Source organism: Caloramator australicus RC3, assembly GCF_000297115.1.
GTDB lineage: Bacteria > Bacillota > Clostridia > Clostridiales > Caloramatoraceae > Caloramator > Caloramator australicus.
This window is the reverse complement of record NZ_CAKP01000082.1, coordinates 166,139-188,549: the sequence shown is the minus strand read 5'-3', so window position 1 is coordinate 188,549 and position 22,411 is coordinate 166,139. Positions and strand designations below refer to the sequence as shown.

Sequence of the window (22,411 nt, the reverse complement as noted above, 5' to 3'; positions counted from 1 at the left end):
TTTTTGCAAAAGCTATCCTCTAAAATTATAAACGAAAACCAAGTTATAATTTTGGAGGACTTAAAGGTTAAGAATATGTTAAGAAATAACAAACTATCAAAGTCCATATCAGATGTAGCATGGTCAAAATTTGTAAATATGCTTGAATATAAAGCATTATGGTATGGAAGAACAATAGTAAAAGTAGATATGTTTTATCCAACGAGTCAAATATGTAGTGTATGTGGTTATAAAAATGAAGAAGTAAAAGACTTAAACATAAGGAATTGGGAATGTCCAATATGTAAGACAGTCCACGATAGAGATGTAAATGCAAGTAAAAATATATTAAAAGAAGGAAAGAGGATATTAGGTATAGCATAAGTAAAAACAGTAGGGTAGGGACTACCCGAATTAACGCCTGTGGAGATAGTAGGTTACGAGGTCGATGAAGCAGGAATCCCGCGACTTTAGTCGTGGGAGGTTCAAAAACTATTTTAAATTATGTATAATTTTATATATACTTTTTCCAAAGCGAGGTGTTGATATGCTAGACAATATTAAGGCAGTAATATTTGATCTTGATGGCACTTTAATAGATTCTCTATGGGTATGGAAGCAAGTAGATATAGAGTATCTTAAAAAACATGGCATTACTCCACCCCCTGACTTACAAAAACATATAGAGGGTTTAAGTTTTATTGATACGGCAATTTATTTTAAGAAAAATTTTGGTATTCAAGATTCTATAGAAGAAATTATGTCAGAATGGCACAAAATGGTATCTGAATACTATTCATCTGTAATTGAAGTTAAAAAGGGCGTCAAGGAATTTTTGGAATATCTTAAATCAAATAATATAAAGATAGGTATTGCCACCAGCAACTCCCATGAACTTGTTGAAGCCGTATTAAAGCGAAACGATATCCGACAGTATTTTGAAGTAATCGTTACAACTGAAGAGGTTTCTAATTCAAAAACTGAGCCCCATGTTTTTCTTGAAGTTGCCAAACGTCTAAATGTTCAACCAAAAGAGTGCCTAGTTTTTGAGGATACAATTTCTGGCGCTATTGGAGCAAAAAAGGCAGGAATGAAGGTAATAGGAGTGTTCGATGAATATGGAAGCTGCACACCTGAAGAATTTGAAGACTATGTTGAACATATTATCCATGATTTTGAATACATAATAAACAATTATTGTAAATAAAGCACGCCCTAAGCGTGCTCTTAAATTCTTACATATTTTTCTAAATACGGATTAATGCAAAATCTTTTCTTTAAATCCTCATATTTTTTCCATGCCAATTCGTCCTTATCTTTAACCTTTAATGCCCTTATCAAAAGATTCTTAGGGGTTTCAAGGGGTGATATGTATTCTACAATTGATACTTTATATCCAGCAGCTTCTAAAAGTAATCCTCTTATTCCATCAGTTAATAAGTCAGAAAATCTTGCCTTTAAAATTCCATGTTTAAAAATTTCCCCTAAATCATCGAATTTTATCTGTTCAAGCAATTCCCGATGACAGCATGGAACAGCAAAAATTGCCTTTGCATTAAAATTAATAGCAGTTCCAAGTGCCATATCAGTTGCAATATCACAGGCATGAAGGCTTATTACAATATCTATTCTTCGATCTGGGTTATAATTTTTTATATTATCCTTTATAAACATCATATTTTTATATCCTAATTCCTTTGCAATCTTCTTAGAATTTTCAATAACAACCTCAGATGTATCAATGCCAATAAAGAAGCAATTCTTTTTCTTTTTTTCTTTGATATAGTAATTTAATACAAAGGTTAAATATGATTTTCCACAGGCACAATCAAGAACATTTATTGTATCATAATCCTGAAATTCATCGATATATGAATCAATTAGTTCCACAAAATGGTCAATTTGATTGTATTTCCTTATCATGTCGTTCTTTAGCTTCCCATCCTTTGTTAAAATACCTATTGCCTTTAATAAATCATCTGCCTCTCCAATTTTTATATAATAGCTTCTTTTTAAGTTTATTCCCGTCCTTTCATGCTCATCATAATCCTCTAATGCCTCTTCATCGATATTTTTAATTTTAACATTTTTATTATCGGCAGATAAAATAGTTGTTTTTCCTCTTTCTAATAATCTTAATTCTAATGAATCATATTTTATTGATTCGTCCGATATGAAATTTCTTAAATCATTTAATTTGATATTTAAATTTTGTCCATTGTAACAAAGCATATTCTTATCAATGTTGTAAACTCCCTTAAATTCTTTTCCTCCGGATTTGAATGTAAAATCTATTCCTTTGATGAAATCCGAGTTTTCCTCAGCTCTAATAATAATTGCCGAGAGCATAAATTTTATTTTTTCACATGTTTGTTTGTTCATTAGTATCACTCCCTGCATGTCTTTTTAATTTAAATAACGTTTAATAATTATAGCAAAAAATTATATGAGGGGGAATTCCCCCCCATCTATATTAAACGGCCAAATATTCAACTTCAACATTAAATTCTTTGTCCTTAGGTGCACGTATACCAAGAATAAAGTTAATGCCGTATTTTTCCTCAGCAAATTTAAGAGTTTTAATAAAATGCTCAATTTGCTCAAAATTGTCCTTAAATATGTTGTTTACATTATCGATAAAAATCGTATCGATATCATAATCCTCTGAAATTATACCAAAGACAAAGCCAATAAAGGAATCGATGGAAGAAATGGGAAATTGAGAAGAATCAACTAGTCTTATATGAGAGTTTAAATCAAACATATGCTCTGAATTGTTGCTGATATAAACAATATGGCCCTTTGAATTTGAAACCATTTCATTTGCCAATGAAATGAGTTTCTTTGTCTTGCCGGCACCCTTTTCGCCGGTGATAACTTGAACCATTTTTATCACCTCATTTATTTTTATTGTTAAAATAATCATACTATATTCAGAAAATTTTTTCAATTTTTATTTTTCCGTAAATTTGACCTTCAAATCTATTATTTGTTTAAATTTTACTTTTATACGTAATTTTTATCAAAAAAATAGACCTTAGCAAAAATTGCTAAGGTCATTCACCATTAACAATATGAAATTGAATTGCCGGAAGCAAACTTTTAAGCTCTATTATAATACTATTATTTCGATAATCCGAAGGCGAAGAACCTAACACAATATCAGATACATTATTTGTTCTTGCAAATTCTGCAATAGTCTTTGCAATTAAATTTGATCTTAATACAATCATAGAAGCTCCATATTCCTTTGATATATCAAACAAATATTCTAGCGCATCGTCTTGAAAGGGATTATTTAAAAAATTATCGCCTTCTTTAGCTACGTGTATAACATAAAGTTCGGATTTTTCATTGTTTCTTTTTAACTCAGCACCTTTTTTAATAAGTCTTTCACAGGTTTTTTGTTGTGTAACACATACTAAAATATTTTGTATATTATTCACCAATAATTCCCCTTTCTGGGTATATTATTCTATATGTATAATATCACATTTTACATTTTAAGGAAAGAACATTAATCCTCTTTTATAATTTCATCCAATTTTATTTTTCCCAAGGTTGATAACTTTAACCCTATTATATTCCTTTGGTGTGCTACACCAGATTGTGGATGATATAAGAATATCCATGGAGCATCGTCAACTATTATCTTTTGAATTTCCTTATATATCTCTAAGCGCTTTTGAGGATTTATCATTTCTCTTGCTTCCTTCATTAATCTTACAACTTCTTTATTATCATATCCTGAAAAATTAGTAACATTATCTATATTAAACAAAGGCTCTAAATAATTATCAGGGTCTCCGGTATCCGCAATCCAGCCGCTAATGAAAATATGACACTTTGCTATTGTTTGAGGTTTTAAATATTCTTCCCTTGGGACTTTATTTATCTCACACTTAAATCCAATCTTTTCGAGATCTTCTTTTATCATTTCGGCAATCATTTCGTAAGTGCTATTTCCTGTTCCTATTCTTGTTTGAATAATTATTGTTTCTCCTTTTAGGTTCTTACCCACCAACAGTTCTCTAGCTTTGGAAGGATTATAGCTATAGCCCATCAAATAGGAATTACCTATCATACCTGGCGGGATTGGTCCTTTCGATTCTTCCGCCATACCCTTCATCAAGGTATCTATTATTCGTTTTTTATCTATCGCATAATTTATAGCCTTTCTTACTTCTTTATCCGCTATAAGAGTAGATTTTGATCTTAAATTAAAACCTGCATAGGTAGTCGAAAGCATATTTTGCATAATAATGTTCGATACATTATATTCTTTTAACTTTTCTAAAGTAGCTTTGTCTTCAAAATATATAAAATCGAACTTTTTGTTTTTAAAACCTTCTGCTATATCATCACCACCAAAGGAATATTCAACTACATCTACGTATGGGGCCCCTCCAAAATAATCCTTAAACGCCTTTAATAAACATCTTCCCTCGTCAATATAATCAATATAATATGGGCCACAGCCAACTATTTTCCCTTTGCTGAGCTCTTCAGTAGCAATAACAGCGCATGCGGTTTGAGCAAGGTTTAATAAGAATCCAGTATAAGGTGATTTAAGTTTTATTGTCAATCTATACTTATCTAAAACCTTTATGCCCCTTACTTCCCTCGACATCCCTTTTTGATACTCATCACTACCTTCTATTAAAGATAAAAACCATGCATTTGGCGAATCTAACTCTGGGCTTAAAAGCCTTTCAAAGGATTTCTTTACATCTTCAGCCGTAATTTCCCTTCCATTGTGGAACTTAGCACCTTTTCTTAAGTTAAAAACCCACGTTTTATTATCTTCCTCAACGTTCCAACTCTTTGCTATTCCAGGGAATACCTCAGTTGAATTACCTTGTATTAATAATCCCGCATGAACATTTGAAAGAATCCTTGCTGTTGCAGAATCAAAGGACATAGCAGGATCCAAATTATCAGGCTTTGCATGTAAATTGGTTTTTAAAATTACATCATTATAATAACTATCGTTAACTTTTTTTATTAAAGAGTCACTAATTAATTTCAAATCCTTAGATGTTTCATAAAGTGCATCTATGGAATTTTTTGTATAACCTGCATTTAAAAGGGCATATTCTGTTTTTTTCATGAGGTTTTGTGAGTTTTCGTTTAATATATTTGTCGCTTCAATGACTTTTTCGAAACTTTCAACCTGCTTTGATATACCTTGATTTATTTCATCAGCAGCGGTAACTGTAGTTTTAACAGCTTCAATTATTTTATCGAATACCGACTTAGTATCATCAGCAATGCTAACCCCAAGATCAACCATTTCTTTACTTTTTATCATAGCATCTTTCGTTTTGTTGATAGTTTCATTTATTTCTCTTATTGTTTGGGATATCTTTTCTGCAGATTCACTACTTCTTTGTGCTAATTTTTTAACTTCAGACGCTACTACAGCAAATCCCCTACCTACTTCGCCAGCCCTTGCAGCTTCTATTGATGCATTAAGGGATAATAAATTCGTTTGTTCTGATATTTCTTTTATAATATCAAGCATTTCATTTATTTTTACAGCTTTTTGACTTAATATATTAACTATACTTACTATCTCTTCCACTGAACTTTCTATTCCTCTTATTGCATTAACTGATTTGTCAACAGCCAATGAACCTTCCTTGGCTACGTCTAATGTTTCAAAGGCAGTTTCCTTAGACTGAGATGTGTTGGCAAAAACCTGCTGCGCAACTGCAGAATAACTATTTATCTCATCCAAGACATTGTTTAATGCTTCAAGATTATGTTCTACATTGCCATATATACCATTTATTGTATCTATAAGATTTTGAGTCGCAAATTCCATCTCTTCTATTCTATTTATCATTCTTTCCACTAATTTTTCTTCATTTTTAAGTCCACGTTTTACATTTTCATCAAATAACTGCTTTTCTACTTTTTCATCTAATGTAACAGATATTTCATCCTTCTTGTTTTTTCGAAAAATGTTTATCATCTTCTCACCCTTTTCGTCAAAATTTCAGCAAATATTCAGCAAATATACTACAATAAGATTATATTATATCTATAAGAAATATTCAATTTTTTGCACAAAATCGATGCAATATTTATTGCAAAAGATGCCGATGTATTATAACATAATTTATAATCAAGCATGTTGTCTACAAATAAGGCCATCAATTCATATAATAATATAAAAGATATAAAGGGTGACTATTGTGGATTTTCAAAAACTTTTATCGCTAATTTCAAAAGAAGAAGGATTAAAATTAGATTTTAAAGAAAAATTAAATATCGATACCGAATCTGGCAAAAAAGAACTTGCAAAGGACATATGTGCTATTGCTAACTCAAAGGGTGGTCGAGGATATTTAATATTTGGTATAGAAGATAAAAGCAAAAAAATTATTGGTATTAACAAAGATTTATTTAGTGAAGAAAAAATACAACAAATAGTTTCAACGCGAATAGAGCCACCAGTTCCTGTATCAGTAGATAAAATAGATATCGCTGGGAAAACAATAGGTATCATAACTATCTACAATACAGAGCAAAAGCCATTTCAATTAAGGGAAACAGGGGCATTTTATATAAGAAGAGGCTCAACTACTGACTATATGAGAAAGGAAGAAATAGCCTCTATTTTGCATGATACAGGTCTCTTCCACATAGAACAAACTCCTATAATCAAAGCTAATTTAAAGGATATTGATCTTAATAAAGTCGATGACTTTTTTAAAATGGCTGGCATAAATCATCCTGTTGATAATCATCTTCTTATATCTGCTGGTTTTGCCATTAAAGAAAAAGATAATAATGAAATTCATCCTTCCCTTGGTGCTATGCTTCTCTTTGGTAAACATCCAGATATCTTCTTGCCACATGCCATTATACTTATTCATAACTATATAAATAATGAACTTCCTAAACTTCATATTTCAAAAGGAACGATAATCGACATGCTTGATGACGCAATCCAGTTTACAAATAAAGTTATTCCTTATAATTCACTAGTAAAATCTGCTATCCAAGAACATATTGGTAAAGCAATTATTTACAGAGACTATTTTTGTATCAACAGGTTCATTGAAGTTTATATTAAGAATAACAAAATCGAAATAGTCAATCCCGGCGCTGCTTTAAAAGCAAACAATGATAAATATGTAAAACGCAATCTATGGTTATATTCTAAAATTATTACTCTTGATAAGGATAAGAAATTTTTCAATAAAGAATATAACAAACAAGAATTCGAAAAGCACTATTCTAAAATCAAATATTATAATATCCCCTCTGAAAACTTATATAAAGTAATAATTCCATTAGAAGCTAAAATTTAAAACTGGATTGCTTATAAAAGCAACCCAGCAATTGCAGCATTTAAAAGTCCTACTAATGTTCCACCTATAAGAGCTTTAATCCCTAATTTAGCTATATCAGAACGTCTATCTGGTGCAAGCCCTCCAATACCGCCAATTTGTATAGCTATTGAACTAATATTGGCAAAACCACAAAGGGCATAAGTTAAAAGAGTTATGGTTCTTTGTTGTAAAATTCCACCCTTAATTAAGTTTGATAGATTAGCAAAGGCAAAAAATTCATTGATAACTATTTTTTGTCCTAATAGACTACCTGCATTAATAACATCTTTAAGCGGAACCCCAATTATAAATGTTACTGGAGCAAATAGTCTTCCCAAAATCCATTCAAGGCTAAAATCACGAATACCTACTAAATAGCCAACTTTTGCAATGAGATAATTTATCAAATATATAAGTGCTATAAAGGCTATTAGCATCGCCCCTACGTTGAGACTCAGTTGTAACCCTTCCGATGCACCACGTGCTGCAGCATCAATTACATTTGCATCCACTTTTTCAAATTCAATATTTACCTTGCCTTTAGTTTTAGGTTCTTCAGTTTCAGGAAGCATTATTTTTGATATCATTAAACTTGCTGGTGCTGCCATTAAACTTGCAGCTATCAAATGGCCAGCATCAATCCCCATTGCTATATATCCAGCCATAACACCTCCAGCAACAGTTGCCATACCGCCAACCATAATAGTTAATAATTCTGATCTTGTCATATCATTTACATAAGGTTTTATCAAAAGTGGAGCTTCTGTTTGACCTAAAAATATATTAGCTGTATTTGACAGAGATTCAGCCCCTGAAGTTCCAAGAATTTTTAACATAATTTTAGCTAGAAAAGATACTACAGCCTGCATAATTCCTAAATAATATAAAATACTCATAAGTGCGGAGAAAAATATAATAGTAGGCAATATTTGAAGTGCAAATATAACTCCAAACTTATTTGAATCGATTAAATCCCCAAACAAAAATGTAGTTCCAAACTTTGTAAAATCCAAAAGTTTTGTAACTCCCCTACTTATTATATTAAAAATTCTTTGTCCAACAGACCACTTAAGAACTATAAGAGCAAAAATAAACTGGATAGTTATTCCCTTTGCAACTAAAACCCAATTAACTTTTTTCTTGTTCTCAGATAATAAAAATGCGATTCCTAGAATAACTGCTATTCCCAATAAGCTAATCAGTTTCTCCATAATAATCTCCTTTCATTTCTTATTATTGCAGCAAAATTAAATTTAATACAAAATGTCAAACAATGCAATATAAATGAAAATAGTTCTAAATTTAAAATAGTTTTAAATTGTATATTAATTAAAAACAATTAAACAAAACAAAAAAGCCATAATTTTAGACCTTTAGCAAGTCTAAAATATGGCTTTTAACTTATTTTAAAATTATTCAATTCCTAATTTTTTGTAAATCTCATTTATTTGCATCTCATGATGGGAGACTATTAAATTTAATTTATCCTCCATGTAATCATAATCATCTTTAAATTCAAATTTTATAAGCCAAGTTGGATTATACTCTTCAACCTCTTTAATCTCAAACCCAAAATTTTCAAATAATTCCATATCGTATAAATCAAATATTTCGTTATATTGTTCATCTGTTACATCTCTATCAGTTGATAAGTAGATATAACAAATATCATTTTCTACATAAGCCTTAGTAATGAATTGTAATCCCGTCTCAACTTCATAACTTCCAAGTTCTTCAGCCAAAATATTATTTTCCCTTTTATAAAGGACTAGTGCCCTTCCTTCCATAGGATCACTCCTTAAAATTTTAATCTTTCTAGAATGTAGTTCTTAACTTCATTTATTGGAATTCTAACCTGCTGCATTGTATCTCTATCTCTTATTGTAACCATATTATCACTAACTGAATCAAAGTCGTATGTTATGCAGAAGGGTGTTCCTATCTCATCTTGTCTTCTGTAACGCTTTCCTATGCTACCTGTCTCATCATAATCAATCATAAATTCCTTTGACAAATCTTCATAAACCTTTCTTGCACCATCAGCTAATTTTTTAGAAAGTGGAAGAACAGCAGCTTTAAATGGCGCAAGGGCTGGATGGAATCTTAAAACTGTTCTTACATCGCCATCTTCCAATGTTTCTTCATCATAAGCATCAATTAAGAAGGCAAGCAGAACCCTATCAGCTCCAACTGATGGTTCAATACAATATGGGACAATTTTCTCATTAGTTTCAGGATCAAAGTAAACCAAATCTTCACCTGAATGTTCTATGTGCTGCTTTAAGTCAAAATCAGTTCTGTCTGCAATGCCCCAAAGTTCTCCCCAGCCAAATGGGAATTTGTATTCTATATCAGTAGTAGCATTGCTGTAATGGGAAAGCTCTTCCTTCTCATGATCTCTTAATCTTATATTTTCTTCCTTAATTCCAAGGCTTAAAAGCCAATTTTTACAGAAGTTTTTCCAGTAATTAAACCATTCTAAATCCTCACCGGGCTTGCAGAAAAATTCAAGCTCCATTTGTTCAAATTCCCTTGTTCTAAATATAAAATTACCCGGTGTTATTTCATTTCTAAAGGATTTACCAATTTGGCCTATTCCAAATGGAAGCTTTTTTCTTGTAGTTCTTAATACGTTTTTAAAATTAACAAATATTCCCTGTGCAGTTTCAGGTCTTAAATAAACTAAAGCCTTTGAGTCTTCAGTTACTCCTTGATATGTTTTAAACATTAAATTAAACTGCCTTATATCTGTCCAATTGAAAGCTCCGCAGTCTGGGCACTTTATCTCATGTTCCCTTATGTAATCCATCATCTTTTCATTGCTCCATCCGCTAACATGGGGTTCTAAGCCGTTATTTGTCATATAATCCTCTATAAGTTTATCTGCCCTAAATCTTGATTTACAGCTTTTACAATCCATTAAAGGATCACTAAATCCTCCAACATGTCCTGATGCTACCCAAACCTGTGGATTCATTAAAATAGCACAGTCAACACCAACATTATATGGGGATTCTTGAATAAACTTTTTCCACCATGCTTTTTTAATATTATTTTTAAGCTCAACTCCTAGAGGACCATAATCCCAAGTATTCGCAAGACCGCCATAGATCTCAGAACCAGGAAATATAAATCCCCTACTCTTACATAGTGCAACTATTTTATCCATAGTTTTCTCTACTGCCATATTATGCCCTCCTTTTAATAAATTCGCAATATAAAAAGCCCTTCATCCCGCAAGGGACGAAAGGCTTAGCTTCCGCGGTTCCACCCTAATTGGTCGTATGACCCACCTCGTTTTAATTACTCCAGGGCGCCCTTCGTTGAAACTCAATGCCAGTCTTCCACCCCCACCGGCTCGCTATGATTGAGGCTATCAACTACTCCTCCCCTTCATTGTATAAATATTTACTTTTAATTGTTATGATAACAAATTATAAAAATTTGTCAAGGTTTTCTACCGCATCCATTACATTTTGAACATCCTTTATTATACTTTGGATATCCTTTAATGACAAATCCTTCCTTTGGTTTAAAAATATAATCTATTTCTAGTTCATTATGATATTTATTCAGTTCTTCATCTATAACTAACTTAATTGGTCCAACGATTTTATGGATTTTTTCGTTATTATCCCCAAAAGCCAAACCATATTTTATAGAATTACACATAACTCTATCAATATAAATATTTATCACAGTGTCTTTATTATTATTTTTTGCGTTTTCTATCATTTTTTTCATCGCTATATCCGTAATTTTTATTAACACTTCTATCACCTTCCATAGTTTATATCTTTATTTTATACCTAAAGGATGTTATAATTCAAATAAATATTTATAGGAAGGTGATATTTTGCTAAGAATTTGGGGTAAAGTTATAAAAAATAATAAGATTATAATGCATGAAGAAGCTATAAATAATGAAAATATAAGTTATCAAGAGCAGCTTAAAAAATGTATAACAGAAATAGCTCAAAAACTGGATATTCAAAAGCCATATTGGCTTCCACATAATCTTGAAGAATTCAATAAACTTAAAAAAACAATTTTCACACAGGATAACTTTATAGAAGAAATCGATTTTGACAAGTTCGAAATAGTCGTATTAGAGGAATAACCCCAAGGTATCCCTTGGGGCTATTATCTTCCTAGTCTTTCTTCAAGTCTTTTTCTTTCCTCCTCATATCCTGGTTTTCCTAAAAGAGCAAACATGTTCTTTTTATAAGCCTCAACTCCAGGTTGATCGAAAGGATTTACTCCTAACATATAGCCGCTAATTCCACATGCCTTTTCAAACATATAAACAAGCTTTCCAAAATAATATGGAGTTAACTCTGGAATATTTATTATTATATTCGGAACATTTCCATCTGTATGGGCAAGAACAGTTCCTTCAAAGGCCTTTTTATTAACAAAATCCATTGTTTTGCCAGCTAAGAAATTAAGACCGTCTATATTATCCTTATCTTCCTTAATCTCAACATCGTATCTTGGTTTTTCAACATTTAAAACTGTTTCAAATATATGTCTTAAACCATCTTGAATATACTGTCCCATAGAATGAAGATCTGTTGTAAAATCAACTGAAGCAGGATAAATTCCCTTTCCGTCCTTACCTTCACTTTCTCCAAAGAGCTGTTTCCACCATTCTGCAAAATAATGTAATCCTGGTTCATAGTTGGCCATTATTTCAACTGTCTTTCCCTTTCTATATAGAGCATTTCTTATTGCAGCATAAAGATAGGCTGGGTTATTAATGACATCTAAGTTTGAATATTCCTTCATTCCGTCCAAGGCACCCTTCATCATTTCCCTTATATCAACTCCGCTTACCGCAATTGGAAGTAATCCAACCGCTGTTAAAACAGAATATCTTCCTCCTACATCATCTGGAATTATAAAGGTTTCGTAACCTTCCTCTTCAGCAAGTTTTCTAAGGGCCCCCTTTGCTTTATCGGTTGTTGCATAAATTCTTTCCTTTGCGCCTTCTTTACCATATTTATTTTCCATATATTCTTTAAATATTCTAAAAGCAATTGCAGGCTCTGTAGTTGTTCCTGATTTTGATATAACATTAACAGATATTTCCTTACCTTCTAATACATCAAGTAAATCACGCATATACACAGGACTTATGTTGTTTCCAACAAAATATATTTCAGGAGTTTTTCTTTTATTTTTAGGAAGAACATTATAGAAGGTATGATTTAACATCTCAATAGCTGCCCTAGCTCCTAAGTATGAACCACCTATTCCTATAACAACAAGGGCATCAGAATTTGTCTTTATCCTTTCTGCAGCATTAATAATCCTCTCAAATTCTTCTTTATCATAATCCTTAGGTAACGTAACCCAACCTAAAAAGTCGCTTCCAGCTCCAGTTTTATTATGTAACTTCTCATGTGCATCCCTTATTTGCCCCTCTAAACCTTTAATCTCTTCCATGTTAACAAAACCTAAAACTTTCGAATAGTCTAGAGTTATGTTTGCCATAATTATTACCTCCATTAGCAAAATTTATATTAAATTTTATAACATTACCTTCAATAATTCAACGACAAATTGTCCAATATTTTTTGTTGATATACAATAAATCGATATATTACCTTTAGTATGAACTCTACTTATCTAGTTTTATACTTAATAAAATTAGAGCTAATAGTAAAGTCTATTAGCTCCTTTCATATTTTCCTTTAAGCTCTCTAAAAAATTTAAGGTGCAATTTTTCATCTTCTATAATTCTGTTCAATAACTCTACAATGTATTTATCCTTTATTAATATCTTATGATTCTCGTATTGTTTAATGGCATCAAGCTCAGACTGTATATCTATATCTATCATCTTATTAATATTTGTTGAGTAGTCAATAAGTTTTGAATTCCAAGGATAATAAAGCCCCATATGTGGGATAGCATACATCGGTTTTAAGCCTAATAATTTAATTGTTTCTCCAAGAAGTTCTAAGTGTTTCATTTCAATAACCGCTATCCCTGCCACCGCTTCAGCATAATCCTCATATTTTCCATCAGATATTAAATGTTGATAAACATAAAGTAATGTTGCAGAGAGTTCACTAACAAGGCCTGAATAGTCAAGCAGCAGTAAATTTGCATAATTAATACTTTTCTTTTCAACCTTAGGTTCTGGATAATTGATATTAACAGAAAATTTTGCTGCCTTTTTTATATCCCCCGGCATATTATCCCCTAAAAAGAGTATTACAATTATATAATATGAAAATATAATAAATTTGCTACTAAAATCTTAATCTAAATTATTAGGCACTAAATATTTAAGTATATCAATTGCGGCCTTTATATCCCTTTTATCAGCCATTTCGCTATGGGAATGAATATATCTTGTAGGAATTGATATTACTCCTGTTGGAACTCCCGTTTTAGTAGTAAAAATTTCTGCAGCATCTGTTGTTCCCATCTCTAAAATTTCAAATTGATATTTAACATTATTTGCCTCTGCCACCCTAACAAGAAGCTCTTTTACCTTAGGATGAACTATAAATGCCCTATCCATTATTTTTATTGCTGCACCTTCTCCTAATTTAACAGCCATTTTATTACAATTTGGAGTATCTCCAGTTGCAGTAACATCAACAGCTATAGCAAGATCAGGCTCAATTCTAAAGGCAGAAACCTTAGCTCCCCTTAACCCAACCTCCTCTTGAGTTGTAAATACAAAATAAATATCATTTTCACTATCCTTAATCTGTTTTGCTACTTCTAATAAAACATAGCACCCTAATCTGTCGTCAAAGGCAGCACCAACTACTCTGTCGCCAAAATCTTGAAAATCCGACTTAAATACTCCAAAGTCCCCTATTTGAACCTTTTGGCTTGCCTCTTCTCTTGTAGATGCTCCAATATCTATGTAAAGTTCCTTAAGTGTAAGTTCCTTAATATCTGCCTTTTGTTCCTTTGATATAATTCCTTCAACTCCATTTTTAAACATAACCCTCTTATATAAAAGGGAATATGGATTTAATCCTCCTATGTTAGAAAATCTCAAAAATCCATTTTCATCAATAAAGGTTACCATAATTCCGATTTGGTCCATATGGGCAGCAAGCATAACCTTTTTACTTCCCTTACCCTTTTTCATAGCAATGACATTGCCTAAAGCATCCTTTTGAACCTCATCAACATAATCCTTTATTTGCACTATTATAAAATCAGCAACCAAATCTTCTCTTCCCGATGGGCCATATATTGAAACTAAATCCCTTAATAATTCCATCATAACTCCTCCTCTTCTAGACTTTCTAAAACTTTTTTAGTTAATTTTAAAGTATTTTCATAGTCTTCCTTATGAATCATGCTTATGGGTGAGTGTATATATCTTGTAGGAACAGAGATGCTTGCAGTTTTACAGCCAGTTTTTGCTTTATGAATAGCGCCTGCATCATTTCCACCCACCGTTCCTCTTCTCAGTTGATAGGGTATTTTATTTTCTTCTGCTACTTTAATAATCAACTTAAGAAGTTTTTCATTAGCAATCGATGAGGAATCCATAACCGACAATGCTGGTCCCTTTCCTGTTTCTGTTACAAAGTCCTTTTCATCCTTTACAAAATCAGCGCAGGTCGTTCCTTCAATAGCAAGAGCAATCTCTGGTTCTATGCTGTATGCTGCAACGGTGGCCCCTCTGAGCCCTACTTCCTCCTGAACAGTAAATACACAATATAAATCTAAGTTATAATTCTCCTTTAATACATCAATTAAAACAGCACATCCTACTCTATCATCCAAAGCCTTTGCCTTTATATATCTTCCCATATCTACATATTCACTTTCAAAGGTAGCATAATCACCAAGCTTTACATGCTTTAGAGCCTCTTCCTTGCTTGTTGCACCAATATCGATAAACAAATCCTTTATATTTACTGGATTTGACCTTTCCCCTTCGTTTTGAAGGTGAATCGGTTTATATCCTATGATACCCTTTATTTTGCTTCTTCCAAATACAACCCTTTTTGATATTAAAATTCTAGGGTCTATTCCACCAACGGGTGCAAACTTAATTCTACCATCATCCTTAATTCCTGTTACAATAAATCCTACTTCATCCATATGGGCAGCAAGCATAACCCTTTTACCGTTACCCCTCTTGTGAACTATTAAATTACCAAGCTTATCTATAAATACTTCTCCAAGATCCTTAACTTCTTCCTTAATAACTTCCCTTACTTCCTTTTCATAACCTGAAACACCAAAGGCATCTGTTAATTTTTTAAGCATAAATATCACCCCAATTCTTCAAAGAAGAAATAAACAAAGCTAATAGTCTTCCAGCTCTAACGATATCTTTATAATTTACAATTTCCGTAGATGTGTGCATATACTTTATAGGAACAGAAACTAAAAGAGTTGGAACACCTTCTCTTGTCACCTGAAGATTCCAAGTTTCTGTCCCTGTTCCTCCTGGTGCAACATCAATGGTATATGGTATACCATATTCATCAGCAAGTTTAATAAGTTTTTCAGAAAGCTCAGGGTGAATATTTGGTCCTATAGTGATTTCAACTCCCTTTCCACACTCAAGCTGAATATCAGGATTTGCATATTTATCTCCAAAGGTTACATCAACAACTATTCCAATATCAGGATTTACTTCATAGGTAGTTGTTTTAATCCCTAAAAGACCCCTTTCCTCTTGAGTTGTAGCTGCAAAATAAACATCAGCAGTATGTTTTATTTTATTCAATTCTTTGGCACATTCATAAAGTGCCATTATACCAACACGATTATCAAGGGCTTTTCCTGTAATGAAATCACCTAAAAGCTCCAACGACTCTTTCTTTATTGTAATGTAATCTCCAATTTTTACTAATTCTTTTAATTCATCCTTTGTCATCCCACAATCTATTACCATCTCATCCATTTTAATTGCCTTTTTTCTATCCTTTTCAGTTAAAACATGTGGTGGTTTTGCTCCAATTACTCCATGCACATCCCTTAAGCCATGAATTATAACCTCTTGGGCAGGTAAAGTCTTTGGATCTACTCCGCCAACATTTGTAAAGGAAACAAATCCACGTTCATCGATATCCGTAACCATAAGGCCTATTTCATCTACATGGGCAGTTATTAATATTTTTAATCTATCCTCCCCTTCTCCCCTTTTAATAGCTATAAAGTCTCCCATTTTTCCCTTTTTAATTTCATTTACATAGGGCTTAAAAGTGCATTCCAAATCATCCTGCAATAAATATTCACTACCTGAAACCGCATTTAGATCACTTAATTTCTTTAATATCTCCTTTCCTTCCATCTTATCCCTCCTTTTCATTCACATTACTAATTTTAAACTATTTTAGTAGAAAGTTAAAGAATTTTCTAAAATATTTTTCATTTGACACTTATACCCCGTATAAGTATAATAAGTAATAGCTTATGTTACGAAGTTTTAACAAAAATAGTTGCTAAAGGGAGGGAAGTATATGAAAAAGAAAAGTCATCAGCACTGGTCATGGATAATATTAGCATCCTTCGTGATACTTGGTTATTTTTATCCTGTAATAGGACTTTTAGGAATAATATGTATGATAATGCCTCCATTTCATGCTTTTTTAGGTAGAGGTAAAATCCATTGTTCCCATTATTGTCCTCGGGGTTCTTTATTAGGTAAATTTTTAAAATATATTTCTTTAAATAATCCATTACCTAATTTTATGCGAACAAAAGGTGTAAAAAATATATTGTTACTCCTTATGCTTTCTCTCTTAAGCTTATCTTTGTTTCATTCAAAGGGTAGCATCCTCAAAATCTCCTTTTCAATTTATAGATTTATGACTCTTTCCCTTTTAGTAGGTATAACTCTTGGAACAATATTTAAGCCAAGAAGCTGGTGCCAGATTTGTCCAATGGGACACTTAAGCGACCTCGTTGATAAAGCAGTAAAAAATGGATTCCAAATATCAAAAAAATTAGAGGGAACAAATTAGTTCCCTCTTATATTTTTCCTCCTTTAACTCCTGAACTAGCCTTTTTAAGCAATGGAGTATCAAATACGTATATATTTTTATTATACTCTTGATTTCTCAAAATTGCATATTCTATGAGTTTATTAATTAAATCTTTAAACTTTAGCCCTGTTGGTTCCCAAAGATAAAAGGATATAGACCCTGGCATAGTATTTATTTCGTTTACATAAACCTTCATAGTGTCCTTTTCAACAAGAAAATCAATTCTTGAAATTCCTGAGCAGTCTAAAATTTTAAATACCTTTATAGCAAGGTCTTGAATTTCTTTAGTTTTATCTTCTGGAATTGGTGCAGGAATCCTCCTTGCTGCACTTTTCATGCCTGAGTTTTTATTTCCCCTTAAATATTTATCCTCAAAACTCAAGAATTCCTGCCAAGAGACAGGCTCCTCTAAAACTGATGCATTATATTCATTATCAAAGCCAATTACGGAGCAATTTATCTCCATTGGATTTTCAACAGCCTCTTCGACTATAATCTTTCTATCATAGTTTATTGCAATTTCTATTGCATTTATTAGCTCATCTCTATTTTTCGCCTTTGAAATACCTATACTTGAACCTAAATTTGCTGGTTTTACAAACAAAGGATATTTTAATTTATCTTCAAGATAATTTAAAACCCTTTCGCTGTCATTTACATAATCCCTTCTTAAAAACCATGTATAATTAACTATTGGAATATCGTTGGCTTTGAAAATATCCTTCATTATGATTTTATCCATTCCAACCGCAGAACCTAAAACTCCACTTCCAACATAAGGAATATTACAAAGCTCTAAAAGGCCTTGCATTGTTCCATCTTCACCATGGGATCCATGTAATGCTGGAAAAACAACATCTATTTTTATTGGTTCTGGTGTTTTTTTAAACAAACCCTTTTCAGGATAAAATTTTAAATAAGGATTATTAGGAATAGGTTCAAGATAAACTTTTTTGGCCTTGCTAAGAAGAACATCTAAATTCTTATAATTTTTTATATCCAATAACTCATCCCCAGTATACCATTCACCCTGTTTTGTAATAAAAAGCGGAACAACATTATATTTTTCCTTGTCGATATTTTCAGCCACCTGAAGGCCTGTTATAACAGAAACTTCATGTTCAACGCTTCTTCCTCCAAACATTATTAAAACATTTTTCTTAACCATCTCTATCCTCCTTAATTTTCATTATAATTATCAGGCAGATCGTTCTCAAACAATACGATATCTCCAATAGATACTATTTTACTTAATTCTTTTGTTGCTTCATCAAGACTATTTACAATTATAATCCTATCCTCTGGGAAGTTTTCCTCCTTTAAGCCATCAACTATAGGAATACTTCTTTTTCTTCCAACTAATATAGCATAGTCACAGGTTTTTGCAATTCTTTGGCCAAATTTTTTGTTTTCTTCATACTCAACTTCTCCAAGTTCAATCATTCCAGGAGTTACAATAATTTTTTTGCCTCCATCCATTTCAGAAAGTGCTTCAAGGGCTAAGGCTGAACCTTCAGGATTTGAATTAAAGGCATCATCTATTACTGTAACTCCATTGTTAGTATCGAGGATTTGAAGCCTATGTGGAACCGGCTCTATTTTTTCAATCCCCCTCTTTATTTCTTCTTCAGAAAGACCAAGCTTTAGGGCAACTGCGACTCCTGCTAAAATATTATTAACATTATGTTTTCCTAAGAGTTTTGTTCTACATTCAAATTGCACTATTTTACCATCAACATCTCCATGAACAGTAAACTTTAAACCTTCCCTAGTATTTTTTATGTCTGTTGCATATACATTTATGCCTTCTTTTTTATTTGTTCCATATACATAAGTTTCTATGTTTCTCCTTTTAGAAAGTTCAAAACAAATATCGTTATCTCCATTAAAGAAGGCGACACCATCATCTGGCAAGGATTCTATTAGTGCATATTTTGTCTTTTTAATGTTTTCCTGTGATCCCATTGTTTCAAGATGCTGAAGGCCAACGGCAGTTAATACTCCCATTTTAGGATAAACTATATCGCAAAGCTCCTTTATATCTCCAACATATCTTGCTCCCATTTCACATACAAAAATTTCATGTTCATCCCTTAATTGTTCCCTAACTACCTTTGTAATTCCCATTGGAGTATTATAACTTTCAGGCGTCATTAGGGTATTATATTTTTCCGAAAGAATTGTTTTTATAAAATATTTAGTGCTTGTTTTTCCGTAGCTTCCTGTGATGCCGATAACTAAAAGGTCCTTTCTCCTTTTAATTATTTCCCTTGCCTCGTTTATAAAGCCCTGCTGGATTTTCTTTTCAATAGGCAGCATTATTTTTAAGGAAATCAGCATTAAATAAGAAATAAAAACCTGTATTAAAATCAATCCATTTATAAAGGCCAATGGTGACTTAAATAAAGCATAAGATATTATAACAAGCAATAAATTTAGAAATAATGCACAGGCAAATAATCTTTTAGCTCTATATGTAAAATTAAGAGGTTTTTTTGCCTTTTTCCTTCTATTATAATGGGTGTAAATATTTATTGAAGCCAAAGCAATCCAAAGAATTAATAGTGCATAAGAACTATAATCTTTTGGAAAAAGATTTGAAATGAAAAGTAAAAATAAAAATATAAAATTTCTTTTAAAATTATCCCTATCATACTTATTAAGCCAATTTAAAAATTCATTTGGTTTGTATCCTACAAGCTGAGCCATATGAAGGTAAAACCTATTATAGTAAACCGAAACAAAGGCAAAAAAGATTATAGCTAAAACATAAACTAACATGCTCAAATCACTCACTTCCTTCCAAAAATTTTGAAACTATTATATTAAAATCATTCAACTTATCAAGATATGCGAAATGTCCTGCACCCTCAAAAACAATCAGACCTGCATCTGGTATTTCTTTTTCCATGATTTTTGCCATGTAAAGAGGAGTATCTTGATCTTTTTCACCCCATATAAGAAGGGTTGGGGCTTTAATCTTAGGTAAAAATCCTCTTAAATCCTCATTGACAACTTTTACAAAAGTTTCCCTTAATGGACCAGAATTTTTATAATCCTTTGAACCGTATTTTTTATAAAACTTTTCAAGAGCTTCTTTTTTGCCACCATTTAATAATAAATATAATTTTTTAAATAGCTTAAATTTATAAACTTTAAAATAATATTTCAAGGTTCTTTTAGGAATTATCCCGGCGCTGTCTACAAGAACAACCCTTTCTACTTTTTCAGGGTAAAGAGCTGAAAACATAATTGAAACCCTACCACCAAAGGAATGCCCAATTAATGAAGCCTTTTCTATATTAAGCTTTTCAAATAATTTATTTAGCATATCGGTATAGTCACCAACTCCCCAAGCTTTGGGCGGCAAAGAGGATTGACCAAAACCTGGAAAATCTATCGCATATACTTCAAATTTACTTGCAAGATAATTAAAAACTGGCAAAAAGCTATCTGCTCTTCCTCCCCAGCCGTGAAGAAGAACTATCTTTTTACCGCTACCAGCTTTTTTATAATAAATATCTAAATTGTCTATTTTTATAAACAAAAGTCCACCTCCTTATGCTTACTTAATTCATACTACATTATACTACAATTTTAATATATTTAAAATTACAAGTTAAGCTAAATAAGTAATTTTGGAATATTTTTAAATTTAATAACAAGATAATATATTTGAATAATTTATCCTAATTATAAAAAAATAAAAATAGAAAGGATGATTACTATGAGAATTTTAAATCTTGTTGCCCTTGCTATTGTTATATTAGGCGGAATTAATTGGGGATTAATTGCTCTATCTGGGTTTGATCCTTTACTCCCAATCTTAGGAGGCTATACATCACCCTTTGCAAGAATGTTTTATGGAATTGTCGGATTATCATCTCTATGGGTATTTTATGCATATCTTATGACTCCAGGGAGTGACGGAATAGAGGATAAATAAATTATGGACTGCCTCAAAATAAAGAGACAGTCCATTTTAAATTTTATATTGCTCAAATTTTTTACCTTTATATAGGTATGCATTCGTCGGACAAGTATGTAGGCATTTTTGACATGATATGCAGCTATCTTCAAAATAAAAACTGTTATCTTTGAACTTAATATTTTTAGTCGGACAATTCTTTACACATTTTAAACATTTCACACAAAGCTTCATATCAACTGTAAGATTTCTTCTTGCCCATCCCTTAGAAAATCGATAAAAAAACTTATACTCTATTTTGGCAAGGTTTAATCTTATTTTGCTTACTTTATTTATGTATATTTCATCCTTTAAAAATTTCTGAACTAAACTTTTAACTTTTTCCTCCGCTCTTTCTTTTGCTTTTTTTATTTCCTCCTTAGTTGGCTTTTCAAAGGCTACAACATAATAATTATTAGGCATAGTAATAAAATCCTGAACTGTAATCCTATAACCCTTTTTAATAAGAATCTCCGATAACTGATCAGGTCCAGATCCTTTATTGGCAGCTTGAGTTGAAAATATAAGACACTTTTTATTGTCTTCTTTTAAGTTTTTAGCAACCCAGTCTATATAAATTTTGGGAAAAACTTCAGCATGTATTGGTGCTCCAAATACATAAAAGTCATACTCCTCATTTAGTGTTCTTTTCTTTGATACGTCAATTAAAACACAACTAACTCCTCCATATTCAAAATGTTTTTTAAAAAGTTTTGCTACATATTCAGTATTTCCAGTTCCCGAAAAATAAATTATTGCTGCCTGCAATTTTGTCCCTCCAACTTTTTATTAGTTTCGTGATTTAACATACTTAATAATTTCTACATCATGCATAATTACTACCAATCCTTCAGTAATCATAGGATCGATAACCTTTATAAATTCATTTATCTTTTCTTCTTTATCTATGATTTCAATAACAATAGGCAAATCGTGGGATAATACTTCTGTTAAAGCCGAATGAACCCTGCTATTTGCACCAAAACCTTCTATTCCCCTTACTATTGTAGCGCCTGCAAGACCAAACTCCTTTGCCTTTTTGAGAATAATATGATATAAAGCCTCACCATGCCATCTATCTGATTCCCCTATAAATATTTTTAAAAGTTTTCCCTTACCTTCTAACTTCATATACTCCC

Annotated in this window: 24 protein-coding genes and 1 other annotated feature; of the genes, 6 read left to right on the top strand and 18 right to left on the bottom strand. The window is 31.7% G+C overall.

All coding sequences use genetic code 11. The features are described from left to right. Together CAAU_RS08285 and CAAU_RS08280 are read left to right on the top strand one after the other, a co-directional pair. Positions 1-363: RNA-guided endonuclease TnpB family protein (locus tag CAAU_RS08285; RefSeq protein WP_040306311.1), on the top strand; the 363-nt coding region annotated here is incomplete at its 5' end. 163 nt (positions 364-526) lie between these two features. Continuing rightward, the gene (locus CAAU_RS08280) at positions 527-1,186 is read left to right on the top strand and encodes an HAD family hydrolase (RefSeq protein ID WP_008908990.1); all 660 of its coding nucleotides are present in this window, start codon (positions 527-529) and stop codon (positions 1,184-1,186) included. A 20-nt stretch (positions 1,187-1,206) separates the two neighbouring features. Here the strand turns inward: CAAU_RS08280 and CAAU_RS08275 are convergent, their stop codons facing one another. From CAAU_RS08275 to CAAU_RS08260, 4 genes are all read right to left on the bottom strand, one after another. Beyond that, positions 1,207-2,361: a class I SAM-dependent methyltransferase gene (locus tag CAAU_RS08275; protein ID WP_008908989.1), complete on the bottom strand. Its 1,155-nt coding sequence runs from the start codon at positions 2,359-2,361 to the stop codon at positions 1,207-1,209. Positions 2,362-2,452: 91 nt separating this feature from the next. Beyond that, positions 2,453-2,866, bottom strand: a complete 414-nt coding sequence (locus CAAU_RS08270) for a hypothetical protein (RefSeq protein WP_008908988.1) — start codon at positions 2,864-2,866, stop codon at positions 2,453-2,455. Between the two features lie 169 nt (positions 2,867-3,035). Beyond that, entirely contained in the window at positions 3,036-3,425 is a 390-nt protein-coding gene (locus CAAU_RS08265; protein WP_008908987.1) for a universal stress protein, read from the bottom strand. A gap of 71 nt (positions 3,426-3,496) precedes the next feature. Then, positions 3,497-5,956 carry an ABC transporter substrate-binding protein gene (locus tag CAAU_RS08260; protein ID WP_008908986.1) on the bottom strand — a complete coding sequence of 820 codons (2,460 nt, stop codon included), beginning with the start codon at positions 5,954-5,956 and terminating at the stop codon, positions 3,497-3,499. A gap of 223 nt (positions 5,957-6,179) precedes the next feature. Here CAAU_RS08260 and CAAU_RS08255 point away from each other — a divergent pair, with 223 nt between their 5' ends. Beyond that, complete coding sequence (locus tag CAAU_RS08255; RefSeq protein WP_008908985.1) at positions 6,180-7,301, top strand: AlbA family DNA-binding domain-containing protein; 1,122 nt, start codon at positions 6,180-6,182, stop codon at positions 7,299-7,301. Between the two features lie 11 nt (positions 7,302-7,312). Here CAAU_RS08255 and CAAU_RS08250 read toward each other — a convergent pair whose 3' ends face one another. From CAAU_RS08250 to CAAU_RS08235, 4 genes are all read right to left on the bottom strand, one after another. Further along, entirely contained in the window at positions 7,313-8,533 is a 1,221-nt protein-coding gene (locus CAAU_RS08250) for a NupC/NupG family nucleoside CNT transporter (RefSeq protein ID WP_008908984.1), read from the bottom strand. Between the two features lie 201 nt (positions 8,534-8,734). Beyond that, positions 8,735-9,109 carry a DUF6762 family protein gene (locus tag CAAU_RS08245; RefSeq protein WP_008908983.1) on the bottom strand — a complete coding sequence of 125 codons (375 nt, stop codon included), beginning with the start codon at positions 9,107-9,109 and terminating at the stop codon, positions 8,735-8,737. A gap of 11 nt (positions 9,110-9,120) precedes the next feature. Beyond that, entirely contained in the window at positions 9,121-10,509 is a 1,389-nt protein-coding gene (locus CAAU_RS08240; protein WP_008908982.1) for a glycine--tRNA ligase, read from the bottom strand. Positions 10,510-10,558: 49 nt separating this feature from the next. Then, positions 10,559-10,728 (bottom strand) — a binding site (T-box leader). 41 nt (positions 10,729-10,769) lie between these two features. Next, complete coding sequence (locus CAAU_RS08235) at positions 10,770-11,057, bottom strand: hypothetical protein (RefSeq protein WP_156792058.1); 288 nt, start codon at positions 11,055-11,057, stop codon at positions 10,770-10,772. Between the two features lie 121 nt (positions 11,058-11,178). Here CAAU_RS08235 and CAAU_RS08230 point away from each other — a divergent pair, with 121 nt between their 5' ends. Beyond that, positions 11,179-11,442 (top strand): hypothetical protein, encoded by a 264-nt coding sequence (locus CAAU_RS08230; RefSeq protein ID WP_008908980.1) that lies wholly within the window; start codon positions 11,179-11,181, stop codon positions 11,440-11,442. A gap of 23 nt (positions 11,443-11,465) precedes the next feature. Here CAAU_RS08230 and CAAU_RS08225 read toward each other — a convergent pair whose 3' ends face one another. The 5 genes from CAAU_RS08225 to CAAU_RS08205 form a co-directional block, all read right to left on the bottom strand. Continuing rightward, positions 11,466-12,818, bottom strand: coding sequence for a glucose-6-phosphate isomerase (locus CAAU_RS08225; RefSeq protein ID WP_008908979.1), 1,353 nt, complete (start codon positions 12,816-12,818; stop codon positions 11,466-11,468). 178 nt (positions 12,819-12,996) lie between these two features. Continuing rightward, positions 12,997-13,524: a ferritin-like domain-containing protein gene (locus CAAU_RS08220; RefSeq protein ID WP_008908978.1), complete on the bottom strand. Its 528-nt coding sequence runs from the start codon at positions 13,522-13,524 to the stop codon at positions 12,997-12,999. A gap of 66 nt (positions 13,525-13,590) precedes the next feature. Continuing rightward, positions 13,591-14,577: a M42 family metallopeptidase gene (locus CAAU_RS08215; RefSeq protein WP_008908977.1), complete on the bottom strand. Its 987-nt coding sequence runs from the start codon at positions 14,575-14,577 to the stop codon at positions 13,591-13,593. After that, positions 14,577-15,578 carry a M42 family metallopeptidase gene (locus CAAU_RS08210; RefSeq protein ID WP_008908976.1) on the bottom strand — a complete coding sequence of 334 codons (1,002 nt, stop codon included), beginning with the start codon at positions 15,576-15,578 and terminating at the stop codon, positions 14,577-14,579. Before CAAU_RS08210 ends, CAAU_RS08215 begins: the two co-directional genes overlap by 1 nt. Beyond that, positions 15,571-16,611, bottom strand: coding sequence for a M28 family peptidase (locus CAAU_RS08205; protein ID WP_008908975.1), 1,041 nt, complete (start codon positions 16,609-16,611; stop codon positions 15,571-15,573). The genes CAAU_RS08210 and CAAU_RS08205 overlap by 8 nt, the downstream gene beginning before the upstream one ends. A gap of 169 nt (positions 16,612-16,780) precedes the next feature. On the opposite strand from CAAU_RS08205, the gene CAAU_RS08200 reads away from it, so the two are divergent. Continuing rightward, positions 16,781-17,284, top strand: a complete 504-nt coding sequence (locus tag CAAU_RS08200) for a 4Fe-4S binding protein (RefSeq protein WP_008908974.1) — start codon at positions 16,781-16,783, stop codon at positions 17,282-17,284. Between the two features lie 7 nt (positions 17,285-17,291). On the opposite strand, the gene CAAU_RS08195 is transcribed toward CAAU_RS08200, so the two are convergent. Genes CAAU_RS08195 through CAAU_RS08185 form a run of 3 tightly spaced genes read right to left on the bottom strand, consistent with a single transcriptional unit; the run spans position 17,292 to position 20,852 of the window. Further along, the gene (locus CAAU_RS08195) at positions 17,292-18,473 is read right to left on the bottom strand and encodes a D-alanine--D-alanine ligase family protein (RefSeq protein WP_008908973.1); all 1,182 of its coding nucleotides are present in this window, start codon (positions 18,471-18,473) and stop codon (positions 17,292-17,294) included. Positions 18,474-18,484: 11 nt separating this feature from the next. After that, on the bottom strand, positions 18,485-20,086 hold the full coding sequence (locus CAAU_RS08190) for a UDP-N-acetylmuramoyl-tripeptide--D-alanyl-D-alanine ligase (RefSeq protein WP_008908972.1): 1,602 nt from the start codon (positions 20,084-20,086) through the stop codon (positions 18,485-18,487). A 7-nt stretch (positions 20,087-20,093) separates the two neighbouring features. Then, complete coding sequence (locus CAAU_RS08185) at positions 20,094-20,852, bottom strand: alpha/beta fold hydrolase (protein WP_008908971.1); 759 nt, start codon at positions 20,850-20,852, stop codon at positions 20,094-20,096. 180 nt (positions 20,853-21,032) lie between these two features. On the opposite strand from CAAU_RS08185, the gene CAAU_RS08180 reads away from it, so the two are divergent. Continuing rightward, positions 21,033-21,251 (top strand): DUF378 domain-containing protein, encoded by a 219-nt coding sequence (locus CAAU_RS08180; protein ID WP_008908970.1) that lies wholly within the window; start codon positions 21,033-21,035, stop codon positions 21,249-21,251. 36 nt (positions 21,252-21,287) lie between these two features. Here CAAU_RS08180 and CAAU_RS08175 read toward each other — a convergent pair whose 3' ends face one another. Continuing rightward, on the bottom strand, positions 21,288-22,040 hold the full coding sequence (locus CAAU_RS08175) for an EFR1 family ferrodoxin (protein ID WP_008908969.1): 753 nt from the start codon (positions 22,038-22,040) through the stop codon (positions 21,288-21,290). A 21-nt stretch (positions 22,041-22,061) separates the two neighbouring features. Next, positions 22,062-22,403: a DUF190 domain-containing protein gene (locus tag CAAU_RS08170; RefSeq protein WP_008908968.1), complete on the bottom strand. Its 342-nt coding sequence runs from the start codon at positions 22,401-22,403 to the stop codon at positions 22,062-22,064. Positions 22,404-22,411: the final 8 nt, after the last annotated feature.

Bases quoted from the DNA above. Each gene is read 5' to 3' on its own strand.
- CAAU_RS08170 (WP_008908968.1), bottom strand. From the start codon at position 22,403: ATGAAGTTAGAAGGTAAGGGAAAACTTTTAAAAATATTTATAGGGGAA.
- CAAU_RS08215 (WP_008908977.1), bottom strand. From the start codon at position 14,577: ATGGAATTATTAAGGGATTTAGTTTCAATATATGGCCCATCGGGAAGA.
- CAAU_RS08235 (WP_156792058.1), bottom strand. From the start codon at position 11,057: ATGATAGAAAACGCAAAAAATAATAATAAAGACACTGTGATAAATATT.
- CAAU_RS08225 (WP_008908979.1), bottom strand. From the start codon at position 12,818: ATGGCAAACATAACTCTAGACTATTCGAAAGTTTTAGGTTTTGTTAAC.
- CAAU_RS08250 (WP_008908984.1), bottom strand. From the start codon at position 8,533: ATGGAGAAACTGATTAGCTTATTGGGAATAGCAGTTATTCTAGGAATC.
- CAAU_RS08275 (WP_008908989.1), bottom strand. From the start codon at position 2,361: ATGAACAAACAAACATGTGAAAAAATAAAATTTATGCTCTCGGCAATT.
- CAAU_RS08190 (WP_008908972.1), bottom strand. From the start codon at position 20,086: ATGTTAGTTTATGTTTTAGCTATAATCTTTTTTGCCTTTGTTTCGGTT.
- CAAU_RS08280 (WP_008908990.1), top strand. From the start codon at position 527: ATGCTAGACAATATTAAGGCAGTAATATTTGATCTTGATGGCACTTTA.
- CAAU_RS08245 (WP_008908983.1), bottom strand. From the start codon at position 9,109: ATGGAAGGAAGGGCACTAGTCCTTTATAAAAGGGAAAATAATATTTTG.
- CAAU_RS08200 (WP_008908974.1), top strand. From the start codon at position 16,781: ATGAAAAAGAAAAGTCATCAGCACTGGTCATGGATAATATTAGCATCC.
- CAAU_RS08270 (WP_008908988.1), bottom strand. From the start codon at position 2,866: ATGGTTCAAGTTATCACCGGCGAAAAGGGTGCCGGCAAGACAAAGAAA.
- CAAU_RS08210 (WP_008908976.1), bottom strand. From the start codon at position 15,578: ATGCTTAAAAAATTAACAGATGCCTTTGGTGTTTCAGGTTATGAAAAG.
- CAAU_RS08220 (WP_008908978.1), bottom strand. From the start codon at position 13,524: ATGCCGGGGGATATAAAAAAGGCAGCAAAATTTTCTGTTAATATCAAT.
- CAAU_RS08240 (WP_008908982.1), bottom strand. From the start codon at position 10,509: ATGGCAGTAGAGAAAACTATGGATAAAATAGTTGCACTATGTAAGAGT.
- CAAU_RS08260 (WP_008908986.1), bottom strand. From the start codon at position 5,956: ATGATAAACATTTTTCGAAAAAACAAGAAGGATGAAATATCTGTTACA.
- CAAU_RS08205 (WP_008908975.1), bottom strand. From the start codon at position 16,611: ATGGAAGGAAAGGAGATATTAAAGAAATTAAGTGATCTAAATGCGGTT.
- CAAU_RS08195 (WP_008908973.1), bottom strand. From the start codon at position 18,473: ATGGTTAAGAAAAATGTTTTAATAATGTTTGGAGGAAGAAGCGTTGAA.
- CAAU_RS08180 (WP_008908970.1), top strand. From the start codon at position 21,033: ATGAGAATTTTAAATCTTGTTGCCCTTGCTATTGTTATATTAGGCGGA.